The organism is Streptomyces sp. Isolate_45, from assembly GCF_024721315.2.
Lineage (GTDB): Bacteria > Actinomycetota > Actinomycetes > Streptomycetales > Streptomycetaceae > Streptomyces.
This window is the reverse complement of sequence record NZ_JANFAK020000038.1, coordinates 24,828-44,291: the sequence shown is the minus strand read 5'-3', so window position 1 is coordinate 44,291 and position 19,464 is coordinate 24,828. Positions and strand designations below refer to the sequence as shown.

The 19,464-nt window shown below is 73.1% G+C and carries 16 protein-coding genes; 13 read left to right on the top strand and 3 right to left on the bottom strand.

The genetic code is table 11. From position 1 onward, the window contains the following. Positions 1-57: 57 nt before the first annotated feature. The gene (locus NOD94_RS15180; RefSeq protein WP_281206453.1) at positions 58-1,434 is read right to left on the bottom strand and encodes a diaminopimelate decarboxylase; all 1,377 of its coding nucleotides are present in this window, start codon (positions 1,432-1,434) and stop codon (positions 58-60) included. 105 nt (positions 1,435-1,539) lie between these two features. Between NOD94_RS15180 and hutU the strand changes: the two genes are divergently transcribed. The 8 genes from hutU to NOD94_RS15140 all read left to right on the top strand — a co-directional run bounded on the left by hutU (position 1,540) and on the right by NOD94_RS15140 (position 11,686). Continuing rightward, a complete protein-coding gene (hutU, locus tag NOD94_RS15175; protein ID WP_281206437.1) occupies positions 1,540-3,204 on the top strand; it encodes a urocanate hydratase in 1,665 nt (554 codons plus the stop codon). 65 nt (positions 3,205-3,269) lie between these two features. After that, on the top strand, positions 3,270-4,460 hold the full coding sequence (locus NOD94_RS15170) for an allantoate amidohydrolase (protein ID WP_281206452.1): 1,191 nt from the start codon (positions 3,270-3,272) through the stop codon (positions 4,458-4,460). Next, positions 4,457-5,800, top strand: coding sequence for a formimidoylglutamate deiminase (locus NOD94_RS15165; protein ID WP_281206436.1), 1,344 nt, complete (start codon positions 4,457-4,459; stop codon positions 5,798-5,800). Before NOD94_RS15170 ends, NOD94_RS15165 begins: the two co-directional genes overlap by 4 nt. Before the next feature lie 178 nt (positions 5,801-5,978). Further along, entirely contained in the window at positions 5,979-7,157 is a 1,179-nt protein-coding gene (gene hutI / locus NOD94_RS15160; RefSeq protein WP_281206435.1) for an imidazolonepropionase, read from the top strand. A 278-nt stretch (positions 7,158-7,435) separates the two neighbouring features. Next, positions 7,436-8,137 carry an LPXTG cell wall anchor domain-containing protein gene (locus NOD94_RS15155; RefSeq protein WP_281206434.1) on the top strand — a complete coding sequence of 234 codons (702 nt, stop codon included), beginning with the start codon at positions 7,436-7,438 and terminating at the stop codon, positions 8,135-8,137. A gap of 17 nt (positions 8,138-8,154) precedes the next feature. Beyond that, a complete protein-coding gene (locus NOD94_RS15150; RefSeq protein ID WP_281206433.1) occupies positions 8,155-9,222 on the top strand; it encodes a hypothetical protein in 1,068 nt (355 codons plus the stop codon). After that, positions 9,219-10,334: a neocarzinostatin apoprotein domain-containing protein gene (locus NOD94_RS15145; protein ID WP_281206432.1), complete on the top strand. Its 1,116-nt coding sequence runs from the start codon at positions 9,219-9,221 to the stop codon at positions 10,332-10,334. Before NOD94_RS15150 ends, NOD94_RS15145 begins: the two co-directional genes overlap by 4 nt. Next, a complete protein-coding gene (locus NOD94_RS15140) occupies positions 10,331-11,686 on the top strand; it encodes a hypothetical protein (protein WP_281206431.1) in 1,356 nt (451 codons plus the stop codon). Before NOD94_RS15145 ends, NOD94_RS15140 begins: the two co-directional genes overlap by 4 nt. Before the next feature lie 76 nt (positions 11,687-11,762). Here NOD94_RS15140 and NOD94_RS15135 read toward each other — a convergent pair whose 3' ends face one another. Then, positions 11,763-13,283, bottom strand: coding sequence for an oligopeptide:H+ symporter (locus NOD94_RS15135; RefSeq protein ID WP_281206430.1), 1,521 nt, complete (start codon positions 13,281-13,283; stop codon positions 11,763-11,765). Between the two features lie 472 nt (positions 13,284-13,755). Here NOD94_RS15135 and NOD94_RS15130 point away from each other — a divergent pair, with 472 nt between their 5' ends. Beyond that, the gene (locus tag NOD94_RS15130) at positions 13,756-14,433 is read left to right on the top strand and encodes a response regulator transcription factor (protein WP_281206429.1); all 678 of its coding nucleotides are present in this window, start codon (positions 13,756-13,758) and stop codon (positions 14,431-14,433) included. Between the two features lie 59 nt (positions 14,434-14,492). Continuing rightward, on the top strand, positions 14,493-15,758 hold the full coding sequence (locus NOD94_RS15125) for an ATP-binding protein (protein WP_281206428.1): 1,266 nt from the start codon (positions 14,493-14,495) through the stop codon (positions 15,756-15,758). A 17-nt stretch (positions 15,759-15,775) separates the two neighbouring features. Here the strand turns inward: NOD94_RS15125 and NOD94_RS15120 are convergent, their stop codons facing one another. Further along, positions 15,776-16,306, bottom strand: coding sequence for a GtrA family protein (locus tag NOD94_RS15120; RefSeq protein ID WP_281206427.1), 531 nt, complete (start codon positions 16,304-16,306; stop codon positions 15,776-15,778). A gap of 220 nt (positions 16,307-16,526) precedes the next feature. On the opposite strand from NOD94_RS15120, the gene NOD94_RS15115 reads away from it, so the two are divergent. Genes NOD94_RS15115 through NOD94_RS15105 form a run of 3 tightly spaced genes read left to right on the top strand, consistent with a single transcriptional unit; the run spans position 16,527 to position 19,374 of the window. Beyond that, a complete protein-coding gene (locus tag NOD94_RS15115; protein WP_348652330.1) occupies positions 16,527-17,666 on the top strand; it encodes a 5-(carboxyamino)imidazole ribonucleotide synthase in 1,140 nt (379 codons plus the stop codon). Beyond that, complete coding sequence (gene purE, locus NOD94_RS15110) at positions 17,663-18,199, top strand: 5-(carboxyamino)imidazole ribonucleotide mutase (RefSeq protein ID WP_281206425.1); 537 nt, start codon at positions 17,663-17,665, stop codon at positions 18,197-18,199. Before NOD94_RS15115 ends, purE begins: the two co-directional genes overlap by 4 nt. Then, complete coding sequence (locus tag NOD94_RS15105) at positions 18,196-19,374, top strand: dipeptidase (RefSeq protein WP_281206424.1); 1,179 nt, start codon at positions 18,196-18,198, stop codon at positions 19,372-19,374. The genes purE and NOD94_RS15105 overlap by 4 nt, the downstream gene beginning before the upstream one ends. The last annotated feature ends 90 nt before the right edge of the window (positions 19,375-19,464 follow it).

The following is a 19,464-nucleotide window of genomic DNA, read 5'->3' as shown; positions in this document are numbered from 1 at the left end:
CCCGTACCGGCGCGCGGCCCCGTACCGTCGAGTGGCCCCGTACCGGCGCGCGGCCCCCTACAGCAGGGCGTCCCGCAGGCCGCCGCCCGCCTCCGCGACGATGTCCGCGAGGGACTGCGCGGCGCGGAGCGGGGTGAAGCGCACCGCCCCCGCCGCCGTGATCGTGAACCCGTGCACCGGCGGCCGGGGCAGGCTGTTGTAGCCGTAGTGGGCCGTGAAGAAGTACGCGCCGGTGTCCGGTACGGCGATCAGGTCGCCCGGCGCCAACTCCGGCAGCTCCCGGGCGGTGGCCAGCAGGTCGCCCGCGAAGCAGGCGGGGCCCGCGACGTCCTGGGCGACGAGGGGCCCCGCCTTCGGGGCGCCCTTGGCGTCGTGGGCGAGGATCCGCAGCGGCCAGACCTCCGGCGCGTACACGGTCCGGGTCGCCAGTTGGACGCCGGCGTGGGTCAGCGCGACGGGCCGGCCCCCGGTCGTCTTCGTGTACTCGACGCGGGCCAGCACGAGCCCGTGCTTCGCGAGCAGGGACCGGCCGAACTCCGTCACCAGCCCGTACGAGCCGTCGAACAGGGCGGGCACGGCCCCGCGCAGGGCCGCGACGTACTGCCCGTAGGTCGGGGTCGGCTCGTCCGAGGCGAAGTTGACCGGCAGGCCGCCGCCGATGTCGAGGGTGTCGACCTGCCGGCGCCCGGCCGCCCCGTTGATCTCCTCGGCGAGCGCGTGCAGCTCCCGCACGCCTTGGGCGATCCGTTCCAGTGGCACCCCCTGTGAACCCGAGTGGACGTGCAGCCGCGTCAGCCACGGCCGGTCCAGGAAGGCCCGTACCAGCCATGCGCGCGCGCCCGGGTCGCGCAGCGGCACCCCGAACTTGGAGGTGGCGGTCGCCGTGGACAGGGCGTCGATGCGGCCCGCCCCGGTCTGCGGGTTGATCCGGACGCCGACCGCGGACCCCGTCGGGGCCGCCGGTACGAGGGCGTCGAGCCGCTCCAGCTCCTGGCGGTTGTCGGCGTTCACCGCGACCCCGAGGGCCAGCGCCTCCCGCAGCTCGGCCACCGTCTTGGCGGGGGAGTCCAGGACGATCCGGTCCGCCGGCAGCCCCGCCGCCCGGGCCAGGGCCAGCTCGCCCGGACCGGCCACCTCGCAGCCGATCCCCTCGGCGGCGAGCAGCCGCAGGACCGGGACGAGCGGGGTCGCCTTGGCCGCGAAGGTGTGCAGGACGGGCGTGCCGGGCGCCACGGCGGCGGCGAACGCGCCGGTCAGCGCGGCGGCGGAGGCGCGGATCCCGTCGGCGTCGAGCAGGCACACCAGCGGCTCCGCGCCCTCGCCCCCGCCGATCAGGCCCTCCTCGACGGCGGCCCGTACGGCCAGGTCGCGGCGGGCGGCGGGGTCGTGCGCGGGGAGCGGCGTGCGGGTCGGGGGATGCGTCTCGGCGGCCATGTCCGCCATCCCACCACCGGGCGGCTCCGCCCGCAGCTGTTGACTGGATCTATTCATGACGCGAGGATGTGAATGGATTGACCAACATCGGAGGAGGCACCCGCCATGTCAGGACCCCGCCCCGTACGGGCAGCGCGAGGCACCGAGCTCAGCACCCTGGGATGGCAGCAGGAGGCCGCCCTGCGGATGCTGCAGAACAACCTCGACGCCGAGGTCGCCGAGCACCCGGACAAGCTGGTGGTCTACGGCGGCACCGGCAAGGCCGCCCGTGACTGGCGCTCGTACGACGCCATGGTCCGCACCCTGCGCACCCTCAAGCAGGACGAGACGATGCTCGTCCAGTCCGGCCGCCCGGTCGGCGTCATGCAGACGCACGAATGGGCGCCGCGCGTCCTGCTCGCCAACTCCAACCTGGTCGGCGACTGGGCCAACTGGGAGGAGTTCCGCCGCCTGGAGCACCTCGGCCTGACCATGTACGGCCAGATGACCGCCGGATCGTGGATCTACATCGGCACCCAGGGCATCCTCCAGGGCACCTACGAGACCTTCGCCGCCGTCGCGGCGAAGAAGTTCGGCGGCACCCTCGCCGGCACCATCACCCTGACCGCCGGCCTCGGCGGCATGGGCGGCGCCCAGCCGCTCGCCGTCACGATGAACGACGGCGTCGCGATCTGCGTCGACGTCGACCCCCGCGCCATCGACCGCCGCATCGAGCACCGCTACCTCGACGTCAAGGCCGACAACCCGCGCCACGCCCTCCAGCTGGCCGTCGAGGCCCGCGACGCCCGCAAGCCGCTGTCCATCGGCCTCCTCGGCAACGCCGCCGAGCTGCTTCCCCAGCTGCTCGCCGAGGGCGCGCCGATCGACATCGTCACCGACCAGACGAGCGCCCACGACCCGCTCGCCTACCTGCCCGTCGGCGTCGCCTTCGACGACATGGCCGACCTGGCCGCCAAGGACCCGGCGGGCTTCACCACCCGCGCCCGTGAGTCCATGGCCAAGCACGTCGAGGCGATGGTCGGCTTCATGGACGCGGGCGCCGAGGTCTTCGACTACGGCAACTCCATCCGCGGCGAGGCCCAGCTGGCCGGCTACGACCGCGCGTTCGCCTTCCCCGGCTTCGTCCCCGCCTACATCCGCCCGCTGTTCTGCGAGGGCAAGGGCCCCTTCCGCTGGGCCGCGCTGTCCGGCGAGGCCTCGGACATCCACAAGACCGACAAGGCGATGCTGGAGCTGTTCCCGGAGAACGAGTCCCTGCACCGCTGGATCAAGATGGCGGGCGAGCGGGTCCACTTCCAGGGCCTGCCCGCGCGCATCTGCTGGCTCGGCTACGGCGAGCGCGACAAGGCCGGCGAGCGCTTCAACGAGATGGTCGCCGACGGCACCCTCGCCGCGCCCCTGGCCATCGGCCGCGACCACCTCGACTGCGGCTCGGTCGCCTCCCCGTACCGCGAGACCGAGGCCATGCTCGACGGCTCCGACGCCATCGCCGACTGGCCGCTGCTCAACGCCATGGTCAACGTCGCCTCCGGCGCCTCCTGGGTCTCCATCCACCACGGCGGCGGCGTCGGCATGGGCCGCTCGATCCACGCCGGCCAGGTCACCGTCGCCGACGGCACCCCGCTCGCCGGCGAGAAGATCCGCCGCGTCCTGACCAACGACCCCGGCATGGGCGTCATCCGACACGTCGACGCGGGCTACGACATCGCCGAGACCGTCGCCGACGAGCGCGACGTCCGCGTCCCGATGCGGGAGGGCGATTCCGCGTGAGCCACGGTTCCTTCCCCGGCCCCCGGGGCGAGACCCCGGGGGCCGGGGGGGCCGGTTTCCACACCATGTGGGCCGACCTCGCCCCCATCGGCCGCCACCCGGACTCCGGCGGCTACCGCCGCTACGCCTGGACCGGCGCCGACGCCGACTGCCGCACCTGGTTCCAGGAGCAGGCCCAGGCGCGCGGCCTGACGTACGAGACCGACCGCAACGGCAACCAGTGGGCCTGGCTCGGCGACCCCCTCGCGGGCGACGCCGTCGTCACCGGCTCCCACCTGGACTCCGTCCCCGACGGCGGGGCCTTCGACGGCCCGCTCGGCGTGGTGTCCTCCTTCGCCGCCCTCGACGAGCTCCGCGCCCGCGGCGCACGCCCCACCCGGCCGCTGGCCATCACCAACTTCGGTGACGAGGAGGGCGCCCGCTTCGGCCTCGCCTGCGTCGGCTCCCGGCTCGCCGCCGGACAGCTGACCAAGGAGAAGGCGTACGAACTCCGCGACGCGGACGGCATCAGCCTGCCCCAGGCCATGGAACAGGCCGGCTACGACCCGGGGACGATCGGCGCCGACCCCGAACGCCTCGCCCGGATCGGCGCCTTCGTCGAACTCCACGTCGAACAGGGCCGCGCCCTCGACCTCTCCGGCGACCGCGTCGGCATCGCCTCCGCGATCTGGCCGCACGGCCGCTGGCGGTACGACTTCCACGGCGAGGCCAACCACGCGGGCACCACCCGCCTGGTCGACCGCCGCGACCCCATGCTCACCTACGCGGCGACCGTCCTGGCCGCCCGCCAGGAGGCGACCCTCGCGGGCGCCGTCGCCACCTTCGGGAAGATCTCCGTCGAACCCAACGGGGTCAACGCCATCCCCTCCCTCGTCCGGGGCTGGCTCGACTCCCGGGCCGCCGACCAGACCACCCTCGACACGGTCGTCAACGCCATCGAGAAGGCCGCCCGCGAACGCGCCGACCAGGACGGCATCGACCTCGCCGTCGTCCGCGAGTCCTTCACCCCGGTCGTCGAGTTCGAGCACGCCCTGCGCGACGAGATGAACCGGATCCTCGGCGGAGCGGTCCCCGTCCTCGGCACCGGCGCGGGACACGACGCCGGAATCCTCTCCGCGACCGTCCCGACCGCGATGCTGTTCGTACGCAACCCCACCGGCGTCTCGCACTCCCCGAAGGAGTTCGCCGCCGAGGACGACTGCGAGGCCGGGGTCCTCGCCCTCGCCGACGTACTGGAAGGACTGGCGTGCAGGTGACCGCGCCCACGACGTACTGGCTGGAACACGCCTGGCTCGGCACCCACGTCGAGCCCGGCGTCATCCTGACGACCGGTCCGGACGGCCGGATCACCGACCTGCGCACCGGCGTCGACAGCCCGCCCCCCGGGGCGGAGGTACTGCGCGGGCTGACGATCCCGGGCCTGGCCAACGCGCACTCCCACGCCTTCCACCGGGCCCTGCGCTCCACCGTCCAAGTCGGCTCCGGCACCTTCTGGACCTGGCGCGACTTCATGTACAAGGTCGCCCAGAACCTCACCCCGGACACCTACTACGCGCTCGCCCGCGCCGCGTACGCGGAGATGGCGCTGGCCGGCATCACCAACGTCGGCGAGTTCCACTACGTCCACCACGCCCCCGGCGGCACCCCCTACGCCGACCCCAACGCCATGGGCGAGGCCCTCATCGAGGCGGCCGCCGCGGCGGGCATCCGCATCACCCTCCTGGACACGGCCTACCTGTCGGCCGGCTTCGGCGAGGCACCCGAGGCACACCAGCTGCGCTTCTCCGACGGCACCGCCGACGCCTGGGCCGAACGCGCCTCCGCCCTCAAGGGCGGCGGCCACGCCCGCATCGGCGCCGCGATCCACTCGGTGCGCGCCGTCCCCGCCGACCAACTGGCCACCGTCGCCCGCTGGGCCGAGGAACGGCGGGCACCCCTGCACGTCCACCTCTCCGAGCAGACCGCGGAGAACGACGCCTGCCGGGCCGCCCACGGCCGCACCCCGACCCAGCTCCTCGCGGACCACGGCGTCCTGGGGCCGCGCACCACCGGCGTCCACAACACGCACCTCACCGACGCAGACATCGCCCTGCTCGGCGGCACCGGCACCGGCACCTGCATGTGCCCCACCACCGAACGGGACCTCGCCGACGGCATCGGCCCGGCCGCCCGCCTCCAGCACGCGGGCAGCCCGCTGTCGCTCGGCAGCGACAGCCACGCCGTGATCGACCTGCTGGAGGAGGCCCGCGCGATGGAGCTGAACGAGCGCCTGCGCAGCCGTACCCGCGGCCACTGGACGGCCAACGCCCTGCTGACCGCTGCCACCGCCGACGGCCACGCCGCCCTCGGCCTGCCCGACGCCGGCCGCCTGGAGGCCGGCGCGCTCGCGGACTTCACCACGATCGCCCTGGACTCCGTCCGGACGGCCGGAGCGGTGCCGCGCCTGGGCGCCGAGACGGCGGTGTTCGCGGCGACGGCGTCGGACGTCCGGCACACCGTGGTCGCGGGCCGCCACATCGTCCGCGACGGCGCCCACACCCTCGTCCCGGACGTCCCGTCCGCCCTGTCCGAGTCCATCGCGGCCCTCCGCGCCTGACTCGCCTTCCCGGCCCCGACTCCTGTCCAGCCACGCCCGCGCCCCCTTCCCGGCACCACGGGGCTCCGCCCGGGCTCCGCGCCATCCAGCCCAGCCGGCGCTTGAGGCGCGGGTCCGGGGCGGAGCCCGGGAAACGGCGAAAGGGCGGGGTGGGGAAAGGCACTCCCCGAGAGGAACCATGACCACCACCGTCATCACCAACATCGGCAGCCTCGTCACCAACGACCCCTCCGTGGGCGACGGCTCCCCCCTCGGCCTGATCGAGAACGCGGCCGTCGTCATCGACGGCGACCGCGTCGCCTGGGTCGGCCCCGCCACCGACGCCCCGGCCGCGGACACCGCGTTCGACGCGACGGGCCGCGCCGTCATCCCCGGCTTCGTGGACTCCCACTCGCACCTCGTCTTCGCCGGCGACCGCACCGCCGAGTTCAACGCCCGCATGTCCGGCCGCCCGTACTCCGCCGGTGGCATCCGCACCACCGTCGCCGCGACCCGCGCCGCCACCGACGCCGCGCTGGAGGTCAACCTGCTGCGCCACCTCCACGAGGCGCGCCGCCAGGGCACCACCACCTTCGAGACCAAGTCCGGCTACGGCCTGACCGTCGCCGACGAGGCCCGCGCCCTGCGCATCGCCGCCGCGCACACCGAGGAGGTCACCTACCTCGGCGCGCACATCGTCTCCCCCGACTACGCCGACGACCCGGCGGCCTACGTCGACCTCGTCACCGGCGAGATGCTGGAGGCCTGCGCCCCGTACGCCCGCTGGGTGGACGTCTTCTGCGAGAAGGGCGCCTTCGACGGCGACCAGGCCCGCGCCATCCTCACCGCGGGCGCCGCCGCCGGGCTGATCCCGCGCATCCACGCCAACCAGCTCTCCCACGGACCCGGGGTCCAGCTCGCCGTGGAACTCGAAGCGGCCTCCGCCGACCACTGCACCCACCTCACCGACGCGGACGTCGACGCCCTCGCCCAGGCGGCCGCGACCACGGTGGCCACGCTGCTGCCCGGCGCCGAGTTCTCCACCCGCGCGCAGTGGCCCGACGCCCGGCGGCTGCTGGACGCGGGTGCCACCGTCGCCCTGTCCACGGACTGCAACCCCGGCTCCTCCTACACCAGCTCCATGCCGTTCTGCATCGCCCTCGCCGTACGGGACATGGGCATGACCCCCGACGAGGCCCTGTGGTCGGCCACCGCCGGCGGCGCCCGCGCCCTGCGCCGGGGCGACATCGGCACGCTCACCCCCGGCGCCCGCGCCGACCTGGCCCTCCTCGACGCCCCCAGCCACGTCCACCTCGCCTACCGCCCGGGCGTCCCGCTCGTCTCCGCGGTGTGGCAGCGCGGGGTCCGCGCGGCCTGAGGCGCGCGCCGACGCCCCGCTCGCGACGGCCCGGACGGGGCTTCGGACGGCCCCCGACCGGGCCGTCACCGCCCGCCGGCCGGGCCGTCCCGCCCCCCGACCGGGCCGCGACGGCGCTCCGACCAGGCCGTCACGGCACCCCGAACGGCCGGAAACAGTACGGCCGAAAGGGCCCCGATCCGGGCCGTCCCGTGTCTTCCCTCCGTAAGGCCCCGGGCGTACCTTGAGCCACCAATCTGATGTGTCGTCAGTAACTTGTGGCCGAGGGGAAGACGAAGGTGTCCGACCGGAAACGTTCCACCGCGCTCGCGCTGGCCTCCGCGGCGGCCGCATCGGCGGTCCTGCTCGCCGCCCCCGCGGCCCACGCCGACGTGATCGACGTCGAGTACAACTGCCAGACCCCGATCGGGGACAAGTCGGCGGTCTCGCCCATCGACATCAAGGCCGTCAAGGAGGGCGACGGCTACAAGCTGACGATGTCCTTCCAGAAGGGCGTCTCCTCCAGCCCCATCGAGCTGGGCAAGGGCGCCATGAGCCCCAGCGCGGCCATCCTGGCCGACGGGGCGGAGAAGGTCTCGGTGCCCGTCTCCGGCGCGCCCAACTCCGAGGCCGTGCCCGCCAACACCCCGATCAAGATCACCGACCTCTCGGGCACCTACACCCCGAAGAAGAGCGGCAAGGTCACCTTCACCGCCGGGGTCCTCACCATCAAGGCCATGGGGACCACCACCACCTGCACCCCCGGCAACAGCCCCAAGCCGTCCCTCGAACTGGAGGTCACGGCGGCAGGCGGCGCCAAGGACCCCGCCCCGCAGCCCGGCAACGGGCAGAGCTCCGCCCCGAGCACCCTCCCGCAGACCGGCCCCGCCGAGTCCGCCATCGCGCTCGGCACCCTCGGCGCCACCGTCGTGCTCTCGGGCGCCGCCGGCGTGCTCTGGCTGACCCGACGCGGCCGGCAGGCCCAGCGGACCCGGCCCTGAACGGAGCAGCCCCGGCCATGCCCGTGCTCCCCGTCCCCCCACGGACCGGCACCCTCCGGCGGCTCGACGCCGTCGGGCGGTCCGGCGTCCTCGCGCGGCTCGGCGCCGTGCGACGGCCCGGCATCCTCGCGCGGATCGGCGCCGCGCTCCTCGCCGCCGCCGCGCTCCTGTGCGGCGCCCCGGCCGCCGCCGACGAGCCCGGTTGGACCGTCGAACCGGCGTCCGGCCGGGCCGGCGCCGCCCGCCCCTACTTCTACCTCGCGGGCGCCCCCGGAGCCGTGCTGGAGGACCGCCTCGCGCTGGCCAACACCTCCGACCGGGAGCGCACCGTCACCCTGCGCGGGGCCGACGCCGACAACACGGCGGACGGCGCCCTCGCCGTGCGCCCGGCCCGGGAGTCGACCGACGCCGGGTCCTGGATCAGCTTCGGCGGCTCCGCCACGGTGCGGATCCCGCCCCGCACCCGCGCGGTGGTCCCGTTCACCGTCACCGTGCCGCCCGGCTCGTCCCCCGGCGACCACCCGGCCGCCGTCATCGCCACCGGGGACGGCCGCGAGGCGGGCGTACGGGTCCATCTGCGGGTCGGCGGCCCGACGGTGGCGGCCCTCACCGTCGAGGACGTCGCCGTGCGCGGCGAGGGCGCGACCACCGTCGTCGCGTACACCCTGGTCAACCGGGGCAACGTCGCCCTCGCCCCCGAGCTCGCGATCCGCGCCGACGGCGGCTTCGGCGAGGTCCCCGGCCGCGCCGCGCGCGCCCTGCCGGTGGAGCTGCTGCCCGGCCGGCGGGTCGAGCTGACCGAACCGTGGCCCGGCGCACCGGTCCTCGACCGGGTCTCCCTCACCGTCACGGTCACCGCGCCCGGCGCCGTCCCGGCCACCGCCACCGCCACCGCCTGGTTCGTGCCGTGGGACATCGCCGCCCTCACCGGCGGCGGCCTGCTCCTGCTCGGCGCCACGGCGGCGGCCGCGCTGTTCCTCGTACGCCGCACCCGCGGCGGCCCGGCCGATCCGCCGCCCCCGGAACCCGCCGCCGCAGCACCGGGCCGGTCACCGCACCACGAGCTGACGGGAGCATCCAGGTGAGCCGCACCGCGGGCGCGAAGGCCCGACCCCTCCTCGCGGCGGTCCTGGCGGCCCTCGCCCTGGCCCTGCTCCCCGCGGCGGCGCCCGCCGTCGCCGACGAGGGCAAGGCCGCGGCGGCGCTCTCCCTCCAGGAGGCGGCCAAGGGCACCGAGATCACCGTCACCGGCACCGGCTGGCGGGCCAGGACCATGGTCATGCTGCTGGTCTGCGGCCAGAACATGATCGGCGGCACCAACAGCTGCGCCAACGCCGACGGGGCCGCCGTCGCGGTCGCCGCCGACGGGGGCTTCACCGCCCGGCTCCAGGTCGTCGCACCGCCCAAGCCCTGCCCCTGCGTGGTCAACGTGGCCTCCGTCAACGGGGACCGGTCCACCGTCGCGCTCCCGCTGAGGATCACCGACCACGAGAGCGCCCCCCTGCCCGCCGAGTCCGGGACGGCCCGGCTCGCGATCCTCACCGGAGTCCGGCTCCAGGGCGAGGACGGGGTGCTGACCTGGTTCGGCGCCCCGCCCGGCCGGCGGTTCACCGTCACCGTCGGGAACCTGGGCTCGGCCCCCGTCAAGGACCCCGTGTTCCAACTCGGAACCTCCCGCGGGGTGTTCGCCCCGACCTGGGAGGAAGCCCGGTGGAAGGGCACCATCGCGCCCGGTGGCAAGGCCGAGATCGGCCTCGACGTGGCCCTGCCCGCCGGGGCCCACGGCGACCACACCGTCTCCCTCAAGTACGGGGACACGGTGCTCGCCACCCAGCCGTGGGGCGTGGACCGCCCGTACGGGGTGCTGCTGTTCTGGGGCCTGCTCCTGGTGGTGGTCCCGACCGCGCTGTTCCGGGTCGGCATGGCCGTCGTCGACCGGCTCCGACCGCCCGCCACGACGCCCGGCGGCGGCCGCCACCGCGGCGCGAAGGCCCTCGACGCGGCCACCGCGGTGACCGCCCGGCTGCCGAGGATCCCCGCCGCGCGGGGCTCCGCGCCGGCCGCCCCCCAGACCCCCACGGCGGTCCTGCCGTGGTTCACCCCCGAGGAGCAGGTGCCGGCGCGGGACGCGCCGGCGGAGCAACCGCAGACATCCGCACCGTCCGATCAAAGTCCGACAACGAAGGGACATTCGTGAACACCCAACGGAGGGCGAGCGCGGCCCTGGTCGCGCTGCTGCTCGGCGGCGCGGGCATCGCCATGGCGGCTTCCCCCGCCCAGGCCGCCGATGCCACCTACAAGGTCAAGTGCGTACCGCCCGCGGGCGGCGGCGACCCGGTGGAGGGCGAGAGCACCGTCAAGATCACGGCCCCGGCCACGGCCAAGGTGGGCGACGAGGTCGACGTGTCGTGGGAGACCGTCAAACCCGCCTCCAACAACACCGACCTCATGGTGATCCCGAAGGACTCAGTCGTGCCCACCGGCTGGTTCACGGTGGGCGGCGCGGGGGGCGAGCTGAAGGTCGTCGGGGAGAAGAAGAACCCGGAGATCCCGAAGAAGGCCCCCATGGTCATGTCGACGATGAAGGGCAAGCTGAAGCTGACCAAGGCGGGCAAGGTCACGCTGACACCGGGCCGGTACGAGGTCGCCGTCTCCTTCCCCTTCGGCACCTTCGTCACCAAGTGCGCCCCGGTGGGCACCGTCTCGGGGGGCGCCACCATCGACGTCTCCGAGGGCTCCACGGGCGGCGCGACGACCGGCGGCGCGACGACCGGTTCCACGACGGGCGGCGCGACCACGGGCGCGACCACCGGCGGCGCGACCACCGGCTCCACCACCGGCGGCGCGACCACCGGCGGCGCGACGACCGGCTCCACCACCGGCGGCGGGGGAGGACAGACCGACTTCCCGGGCAAGGCCGTCGAGGTCGCCTTCGACTGCGGTCCGGTCGTCCCCGGCGGCATCAAGACGCCGGTGACGATCAACGCCAAGAAGAGCGGCGGCGACTACCAGCTCACCGTCAAGACCGCCAAGGGGGCGATGGCCGCTCCCATGGCGCTGCCGGCCGGCGCGCTCAAGCCGTCGATGAACGTCAAGCTGGGCGGCGCCGACTCCGGCACGGTCAAGGTCACCGGCCCGGCCAACGCCGACCCCATCCCCGACAAGGCCCCGGTCAGCCTCAGCGACATGACCGGCACCTACAAGCCCGGGAAGTCGGGCAAGGTGACGCTGAGCCCCGACCAGCTGACGATCGACGTCACGATGGCCCCGGGATCCACCCCGATCAACGTGCCCTGCAAGGCGACCAGCAGCGGCGTCTCGCTGGAGCTGGACACCGCCGCCCAGCCGGGCGGCAGCGGCTCCACCACGGCCGGCACCACCGGAGCCACCACCGGCGGTTCGTCCGCCGCCTCGGGCGGGCTCGCCGAGACCGGCGCGGAGGACGAGGGCGGCATCAAGGCCCTCGCCCTGGTCGCCGGCACGGTGATCCTCCTCGGCGGCGCCGTGTTCGCCTTCACCCCGTGGCGCCGCCTGCGCGGCACGAGGTAGCCCCCCCCGGCACAGCGCAACGGCCCGGCACACCTTCCGGTGTGCCGGGCCGTTGGTCCTACGGGGCGGGGACGCCTCAGTTCACGTCGCCCATCAGCGCGTTGACCTTCTTGCGGTACATGTAGATCGCGACACCGGCGAGCACGGCGGCGGCCGCCTGGAAGAGGATCACCCCGACGCCGTTCAGCTTCACATCGGCCAGGCTGAGCAGACCGGTGATGCAGTCACCGGCGGTGACGGCCAGGAACCAGACGCCCATCATCTGGGACGCGTACTTCTGCGGCGCCATCTTCGTCGTGACCGACAGGCCGACGGGGGAAAGGAACAGCTCGGCGATCGTGTGCATCAGGAAGATCAGCACCAGCCACCACATGGTGACCTTGGTGTCGTTACCGGCGACCTGGCTCAGCGGCACGGCGAAGACGAAGAACGAGGCTCCGACGATGACCAGGGCCACCGAGAACTTCACGATGGTGCTGGGCTCACGCTTCCGGCGGGCCAGGGCCACCCACGCGGCGGCGAAGATCGGGGCCAGGGCCACCACGAAGAGCGGGTTCAGCGACTGGAAGAGGACGGTCGGAACCTCCCAGCCGAACAGGCTGCGCTCGGAGCTCTTGTCACCGAAGAGCGAGAGGGTCGAACCGCCCTGGTCGTAGATCATCCAGAAGACGGCGGCGGCCACGAAGAACCAGATGTAGGCACTCATCCGGGTCTGCTCACCGGCGGACAGGTCCTTGTCCCGCTTGATGCGCACGAGGACCGCGACCGGGATGATCAGGCCGGCGATCGTTATCGGGTACAGCGCCCACTTGATGGTGAACATGTCCGCCGAGACCACGGCGGCATAGAAGACGGCGACGACGGCCAGGACCGCGAGGGCCTTGACGCTCACGGCCTTGCGCTCGGCCGGGGTCAGCGGGTTCGGGACGATGCTGCTCTTCGGGCTCAAGGTGCTGCCGGCAAGCAGGAAGATGACCAGGCCGACGCCCATGCCGACAGCGGCGAGGAAGAAGCCGAGGTGCCAGTTGATGGTCTCGCCGATGGTGCCGATGGCGATCGGCGCCGCGAAGGCACCCACGTTGATGCCGATGTAGAAGATCGTGAAGCCACTGTCACGGCGCGAGTCGTCCGCGTCCTTGTACAGGTGGCCGACCATCGTGGAGATGTTGGCCTTCAGCAGACCGGAACCGACCGCGACCAGCAACAGGCCGACGAAGAACGCCAGCTGCCCGGGCACGGCGAGCGCCACGTGGCCCGCCATGATCACGAAGCTGGCGATGGCGACCGTCTTGCGGGCGCCCCAGACCCGGTCGCCGAACCAGCCGCCCGGCATGGCCATGAGGTAGACCATGGCCACGTACACGGAGTAGATCGCCGTGGCCGTCGCAGCTGTGAAGCCGAGCCCGCCGCCCTGGCTCCCGGTCGCGGCGTCCACACCGCCGGAGACCAAGTACAGAACGAGAAGCGCACGCATGCCGTAGTAGGAGAAGCGCTCCCACATCTCGGTCATGAACAGCGTGGCCAGGCCGATCGGGTGGCCGAAGAGGGTCTTCTCGTGAGCTGGGCTCGGAGAAGCCGTCGTCAGGCTGGAAGCCATGGTCGATCCTTGCTTGCTCGGGACGCTCGGCTTCGTGAGCCGAACTGCGCCCGGTGGGGGGTGGCCGGCACCGGCGACGGATGTCCCACCCCACGCCCGGGGGTCTCGCCCTCCGGGATGCCGGAGTCGAGGGGTCAGCCGTAACCGGGATCCACGCCCGGCGCGCACCTTCGCGCGCAGGGCCCGGCCCACAGGTCATTCACTGTCATCTGGGTCGGAGCAATCCGACCAGAGCAGAATTTGAGGTCCTTGGCTCGCTTTTCGGCACAAGGATCCCCGGAGTAGTGCATGAGGCGTCTCGCCACCATACGACACGACACTGCGGCATATGGAAGGACTTGAGATATGGATCACAGGTTCCGAGGGAACCGATCGACCATATTCGAAGGTGCCGGGCCGTACGCAAGCACAGATAGCGAGGGGCCCGCAGGAGGGCCTCTCCTTTGACCCGCCGCGGACTAACATCACCCACATGACGCGTGTACTGCTCGCCGAGGACGACGCATCCATCTCGGAACCCCTGGCCCGCGCCCTGCGCCGGGAGGGGTACGAGGTCGAGGTCCGGGAGGACGGCCCCACCGCCCTGGACGCCGGACTCCAGGGCGGTATCGACCTCGTCGTCCTGGACCTGGGTCTGCCCGGAATGGACGGCCTGGAGGTCGCCCGCCGGCTGCGCGCCGAAGGCCACGGCTTCCCGATCCTGGTCCTGACCGCCCGGGCCGACGAGGTCGACACGGTCGTCGGCCTCGACGCCGGCGCCGACGACTACGTGACCAAGCCCTTCCGGCTCGCCGAACTGCTCGCCCGCGTCCGGGCCCTGCTGCGGCGCGGCGCCGCCGAGACCGTCCAGCCCCCCGCCACCCACGGCGTGCGGATCGACGTCGAGTCGCACCGCGCCTGGATGGGGGAGGAGGAGCTCCAGCTCACCGCCAAGGAGTTCGACCTCCTGCGCGTCCTCGTCCGTGACGCCGGCCGGGTCGTCACCCGCGACCAGCTGATGCGCGAGGTCTGGGACACCACCTGGTGGTCCTCCACCAAGACCCTCGACATGCACATCTCCTGGCTCCGCAAGAAGCTCGGCGACGACGCGGCCAACCCCCGCTACATCGCCACCGTCCGAGGCGTCGGCTTCCGCTTCGAGAAGAGCTGAGGCCGCCCTCCGGGCGACGACGGGAGTTCGACGCCGGGCCCTGGGGCATCCTCTAAGGCATGCGCCGCCGCCTGATCAACTCCACGCTCGCCGTGGTGCTCGTCGTGATCGCCGTGTTCGGGGTCTCCCTGGTCATCGTGGAGACCCGGACCATCACCAGCAGTGCCCAGGACCGCATCGGGTCCGAGGCCCTGCGGCTGCTGGGCATCGTCGAGGCGGACGCCCTGGAACGCAAACCCGTCGACGCCGCCGCGCTCGCCGAGCAGCTGGACCTCGGCACGTACGCCCGCATCACCGTCCCCGGACAGCAGGTCGTCGAGGTCGGCCACCGCATCGAGGGCAGCGTCATCCGGGGCACCGCGCGCGGTGAGCAGGGCGAGACCGTCCTGGTGGAGGAGACCCGCTCCACGGTCACCAGGGAGGTCGGACGGACCCTGGCCGTGGTCGGCGCGGTGGCCCTGCTGGCCGTCGTGGCGGCCGTCCTGCTCGCCGTACGCCAGGCCAACCGACTGGCCTCCCCGCTCACCGACCTCGCCGAGACCGCCGAGCGCCTGGGATCGGGCGACCCGCGCCCCCGCCACAAGCGGTACGGAGTCCCCGAGCTGGACCGGGTCGCGGACGTGCTGGACGCCAGCGCCGAGCGGATCGGACGGATGCTCACGGCCGAACGGCGCCTCGCCGCCGACGCCTCCCACCAGCTGCGCACCCCGCTGACGGCCCTGTCGATGCGGCTGGAGGAGATCACGGTCACCGACGACCTGGAGACCGTACGGGAGGAGGCGACGATCGCCCTCACCCAGGTGGAGCGACTCACGGACGTCGTCCAGCGGCTGCTCACGAACTCGCGGGACCCGCGGACCGGCTCCGCGGTCCCCTTCGACCTGGACGAGGTCGTCAAACAGCAGGTGGAGGAGTGGCGGCCGGCCTACCGCAGCGCCGGACGGGCCATCGTGCGCTCCGGGAGGACGGGCATGCGCGCCGTGGGCACGCCCGGGGCGGTCTCCCAGGTCCTGGCGACCCTCGTCGAGAACGCGCTGATGCACGGGGGCGGCACGGTCGCGCTGCGCACCAGGGTCACGGGCAACCAGACCGTACTGGAGGTCACCGACGAGGGCCCCGGCGTTCCGCCGGACCTCGGCAACCGGATCTTCGAGCGGGCCATCAGCGGCCGCAACTCCACGGGCATCGGCCTGGCCGTCGCCCGGGACCTCGCCGAAGCGGACGGCGGCCGGCTGGAACTGCTCCAGACCCAGCCGCCGGTGTTCGCCCTCTTCCTCAGCACCACCGCTCCGGAAGGGACGGAACCGTCGCGGACGGTGCGGTGAGGGTTCGGGCGGTCGTACTAGTTGGTGGCCGCCGGCTCCGGGGCGAGCGCGGTCACCGGCGCCTCGTGGCCGTCACGCTGCTCCACGACCAGCGAGGGCACGGCCGGCGTGGGCAGGGCCTTGAAGACCCAGGTCCGGTAGGACCAGAAGCGGAAGACGGTCGCCACGCCCATGCCGAGGAACTTGAAGACGTTGTTCTGCAGCGAGCTGTCCCAGCCGAACCCGTACGTCGCCGCGTACAGCACACCGCTCTCGATGACCATGCCGATGCCGCTGAACAGCACGAACAGGAACATCTCGCGTCGACGGCCGCCGAGGTCGCGGTCACGGTAGGTGAAGTACCGGAAGCCGATGTAGTTGGTGATGATCGCCACCACGATGGCTATGACGTTCGCCCGCACGGTCTGGAGGTCGGTCGTGCTCCGGAGCAGGTTGAACACACCGAAATTGACCAGGACACCCAAGCCGCCGACCGCGCCGAACTTGATGATCTCCCGGGCGAGGCCGCGGAAGCGCTCGGTCAGCGGTGCTGCTTTCGGCGTGCTCATGTGATGGTTCAGTCCCTGTCCGTCGTCGTCGCCCCTCGCTGAGGCGTCACTCGATTTCGTCAACCCGTTCATGGTAAGTGTCGCCCGCGGGCTCCGTCCGTGCGTTGGCACCCCTTGCGACGCACGGCACACGGGCCCTCCGGCGGAACCGACGGGTCCGCCGGACGGGTCGTGCCGACGCGGGTCCGGATGGCGGAATACCGACGGATACCCTGGAGTGGTGACGTTCCCGGTAGTCGGCATGGTCGGCGGCGGACAGCTCGCCCGCATGACCCACGAGGCGGGTATCCCCCTCGGCATCAAATTCAAGATCCTCAGTGACACCCCACAGGACTCGGCGGCCCAGGTCGTGAGCGACGTCGTCATCGGCGACTATCGCGACCTGGAGACGCTCCGCGCCTTCGCGCGCGGCTGCGACGTGATCACCTTCGACCACGAGCACGTGCCCATCGCACACCTGCGGGCCCTGGAAGCGGACGGCATCCCCGTCCGACCGGGGCCCGACGCGTTGGTGCACGCCGCGGACAAGGGGGTGATGCGCGCCCGCCTCGACGAGATCGGCGCGCCCAGCCCCCGCCACCGGATCGTGAGCGATCCGGCGGACGCGGTGGCCTTCGCGGACGAGGTGGGCGGCTTCCCCGTCATCCTCAAGACGGTGCGCGGCGGGTACGACGGCAAGGGGGTGTGGTTCGTCCGCACCCCCGAGGACGCGGAGGCCCCCTTCAAGGCGGGCGTCCCGGTCCTCGCGGAGGAGAAGGTCGAGTACGTCCGCGAGCTCGCGGCGAACATCGTCCGCTCCCCGCACGGCCAGGCCGTCGCCTATCCCGTCGTGGAGTCCGTCCAGGTCGACGGCGTCTGCGACACGGTGATCGCCCCCGCCCCGAACCTCTCGGAGGAGCTGGCGGGCGAGGCCCAGGCGCTCGCCCTGCGCATCGCCAAGGAACTCGACGTGACCGGCCACCTGGCCGTGGAACTGTTCGAGACCGCCGACGGCCGCATCCTCGTCAACGAACTGGCCATGCGCCCGCACAACAGCGGGCACTGGACCCAGGACGGCGCGGTCACCTCGCAGTTCGCCAACCACGTCCGGGCCGTCCTGGACCTCCCCTTGGGCGACCCGCGCCCGCGGGCCCGCTGGACGGTCATGGCCAACGTGCTGGGCGGGGACTACCCCGACATGTACGCGGCGTACCTGCACTGCATGGCCCACGACCCGCAGCTGAAGATCCACATGTACGGCAAGGACGTGAAACACGGCCGCAAGGTCGGCCACGTCAACACCTACGGCGACGACCTGGACGATGTGCTGGAGCGCGCACGTCACGCAGCCGGCTACCTCAGAGGAACGATCACGGAATGAGCAACCCCACCGCCGGCCCCGTCATCGGCATCGTCATGGGCTCGGACTCCGACTGGCCGGTCATGGAGGCCGCCGCCAAGGCACTGGACGAGTTCGAGATCCGGTACGAGGTCGACGTCGTCTCCGCCCACCGGATGCCGCGCGAGATGGTCGCGTACGGCGAGCAGGCCGCCGACCGCGGCCTGAAGGCGATCATCGCCGGCGCGGGCGGCGCAGCCCACCTGCCCGGCATGCTGGCCTCGGTCACCCCGCTCCCGGTCATCGGCGTCCCCGTCCCGCTGAAGTACCTCGACGGCATGGACTCCCTGCTGTCGATCGTCCAGATGCCCGCCGGGGTTCCCGTCGCGACGGTCTCCGTCGCCGGCGCGCGCAACGCCGGGCTGCTCGCCGTCCGCATGCTCGCGGCCCACGACCCCGAGCTGCTGGCGCGGATGCGCGACTTCCAGCAGGAGCTGAACGACCAGGCCACCGAAAAGGGCAAGCGGCTCCGTACGAAGGTCGCCGGCGCGGACTCCTTCGGATTCGGCAAGTGAGCGCGGCGGACCTGCTCGGGCAGGCCCGGGAGCTGCTCGCCGCGCACCCGGTGGTCGACGGGCACAACGACCTGCCGTGGGCGCTGCGCGAGCAGGTCCGCTACGACCTCGACCGGCGGGACATCGCCGCCGACCAGAGCGGCCGGCTGCACACCGACATCCCCCGGCTGCGGGCCGGCGGCGTCGGCGCGCAGTTCTGGTCGGTCTACGTCCGCTCCGACTACGCCGGTGACCAGGCGGTCAGCGCCACGCTGGAACAGATCGACGCGGTCGGCCAGCTGATCGCGCGCTACCCGGGGACCCTACGGCTCGCGCTGACGGCGGACGACATGGAGGCGGCCCGCGCCGAGGGCCGGATCGCCTCGCTGATGGGGGCCGAGGGCGGCCACTCCATCAACAACTCCCTCGCCACCCTGCGGGCCCTGCACCGGCTCGGCGTGCGGTACATGACGCTCACGCACAACGACACCATCGACTGGGCGGACTCGGCGACCGACGAGCCCCGGCACGGCGGCCTGAGCGACTTCGGCCGCGAGGTCGTCCGCGAGATGAACCGGGTCGGCATGCTGGTGGACCTCTCGCACGTCGCCGCGACGACGATGCGCGACGCCCTCGCGGTGTCGGTCGCGCCGGTGATCTTCTCGCACTCCTCGGCGCGGGCCGTCTGCGACCACCCGCGCAACGTGCCGGACGACGTCCTCGAACTGCTGCCGGCCAACGGCGGCGTCGCGATGGCCACCTTCGTACCGAAGTTCGTCCTCCAGGCGGCCGTCGACTGGACCCTGGCCGCCGACGAGAACCTGCGCGCGCACGGTTTCCACCACCTCGACACCACGTCGGAGGCGATGGCCCTGCACCGGGCCTTCGAGGAGACGCACCCGCGTCCCATCGCCACGCCGGCCACGGTCGCCGACCACCTGGACCACATGCGCGAGGTGGCCGGTGTCGACCACATCGGCATCGGCGGCGACTACGACGGCACGGCCTTCACCCCGGCCGGCCTGGACGACGTCTCGGGCTACCCGAACCTGATCGCGGAACTCCTCTCCCGCGGCTGGTCCACCCCCGACCTGGCGAAGCTGACCTGGTCGAACGCGGTACGCGTGCTGCGGGACGCGCAGGACGTGGCCCGCGAGCTCTCGGCGACCCGGGGCCCGTCGAACGCCCACCTCTGACCGGGCCGCCCCGGCGCCGATCGGCGTCGGGGCGCCGGGCACCGGGAACCCCGTGCCCCGGCCGGCCGGCCGGCCGGCCGGACGAGCCCG

What these genes read in the sequence shown, in the direction of transcription:
- NOD94_RS15180 (WP_281206453.1), bottom strand. Translation starts at nt 1,434, where the DNA reads ATGGCCGCCGAGACGCATCCCCCGACCCGCACGCCGCTCCCCGCGCAC.
- hutU (WP_281206437.1), top strand. Translation starts at nt 1,540, where the DNA reads ATGTCAGGACCCCGCCCCGTACGGGCAGCGCGAGGCACCGAGCTCAGC.
- NOD94_RS15170 (WP_281206452.1), top strand. Translation starts at nt 3,270, where the DNA reads ATGTGGGCCGACCTCGCCCCCATCGGCCGCCACCCGGACTCCGGCGGC.
- hutI (WP_281206435.1), top strand. Translation starts at nt 5,979, where the DNA reads ATGACCACCACCGTCATCACCAACATCGGCAGCCTCGTCACCAACGAC.
- NOD94_RS15150 (WP_281206433.1), top strand. Translation starts at nt 8,155, where the DNA reads ATGCCCGTGCTCCCCGTCCCCCCACGGACCGGCACCCTCCGGCGGCTC.
- NOD94_RS15135 (WP_281206430.1), bottom strand. Translation starts at nt 13,283, where the DNA reads ATGGCTTCCAGCCTGACGACGGCTTCTCCGAGCCCAGCTCACGAGAAG.
- NOD94_RS15130 (WP_281206429.1), top strand. Translation starts at nt 13,756, where the DNA reads ATGACGCGTGTACTGCTCGCCGAGGACGACGCATCCATCTCGGAACCC.
- NOD94_RS15125 (WP_281206428.1), top strand. Translation starts at nt 14,493, where the DNA reads ATGCGCCGCCGCCTGATCAACTCCACGCTCGCCGTGGTGCTCGTCGTG.
- NOD94_RS15120 (WP_281206427.1), bottom strand. Translation starts at nt 16,306, where the DNA reads ATGAGCACGCCGAAAGCAGCACCGCTGACCGAGCGCTTCCGCGGCCTC.
- purE (WP_281206425.1), top strand. Translation starts at nt 17,663, where the DNA reads ATGAGCAACCCCACCGCCGGCCCCGTCATCGGCATCGTCATGGGCTCG.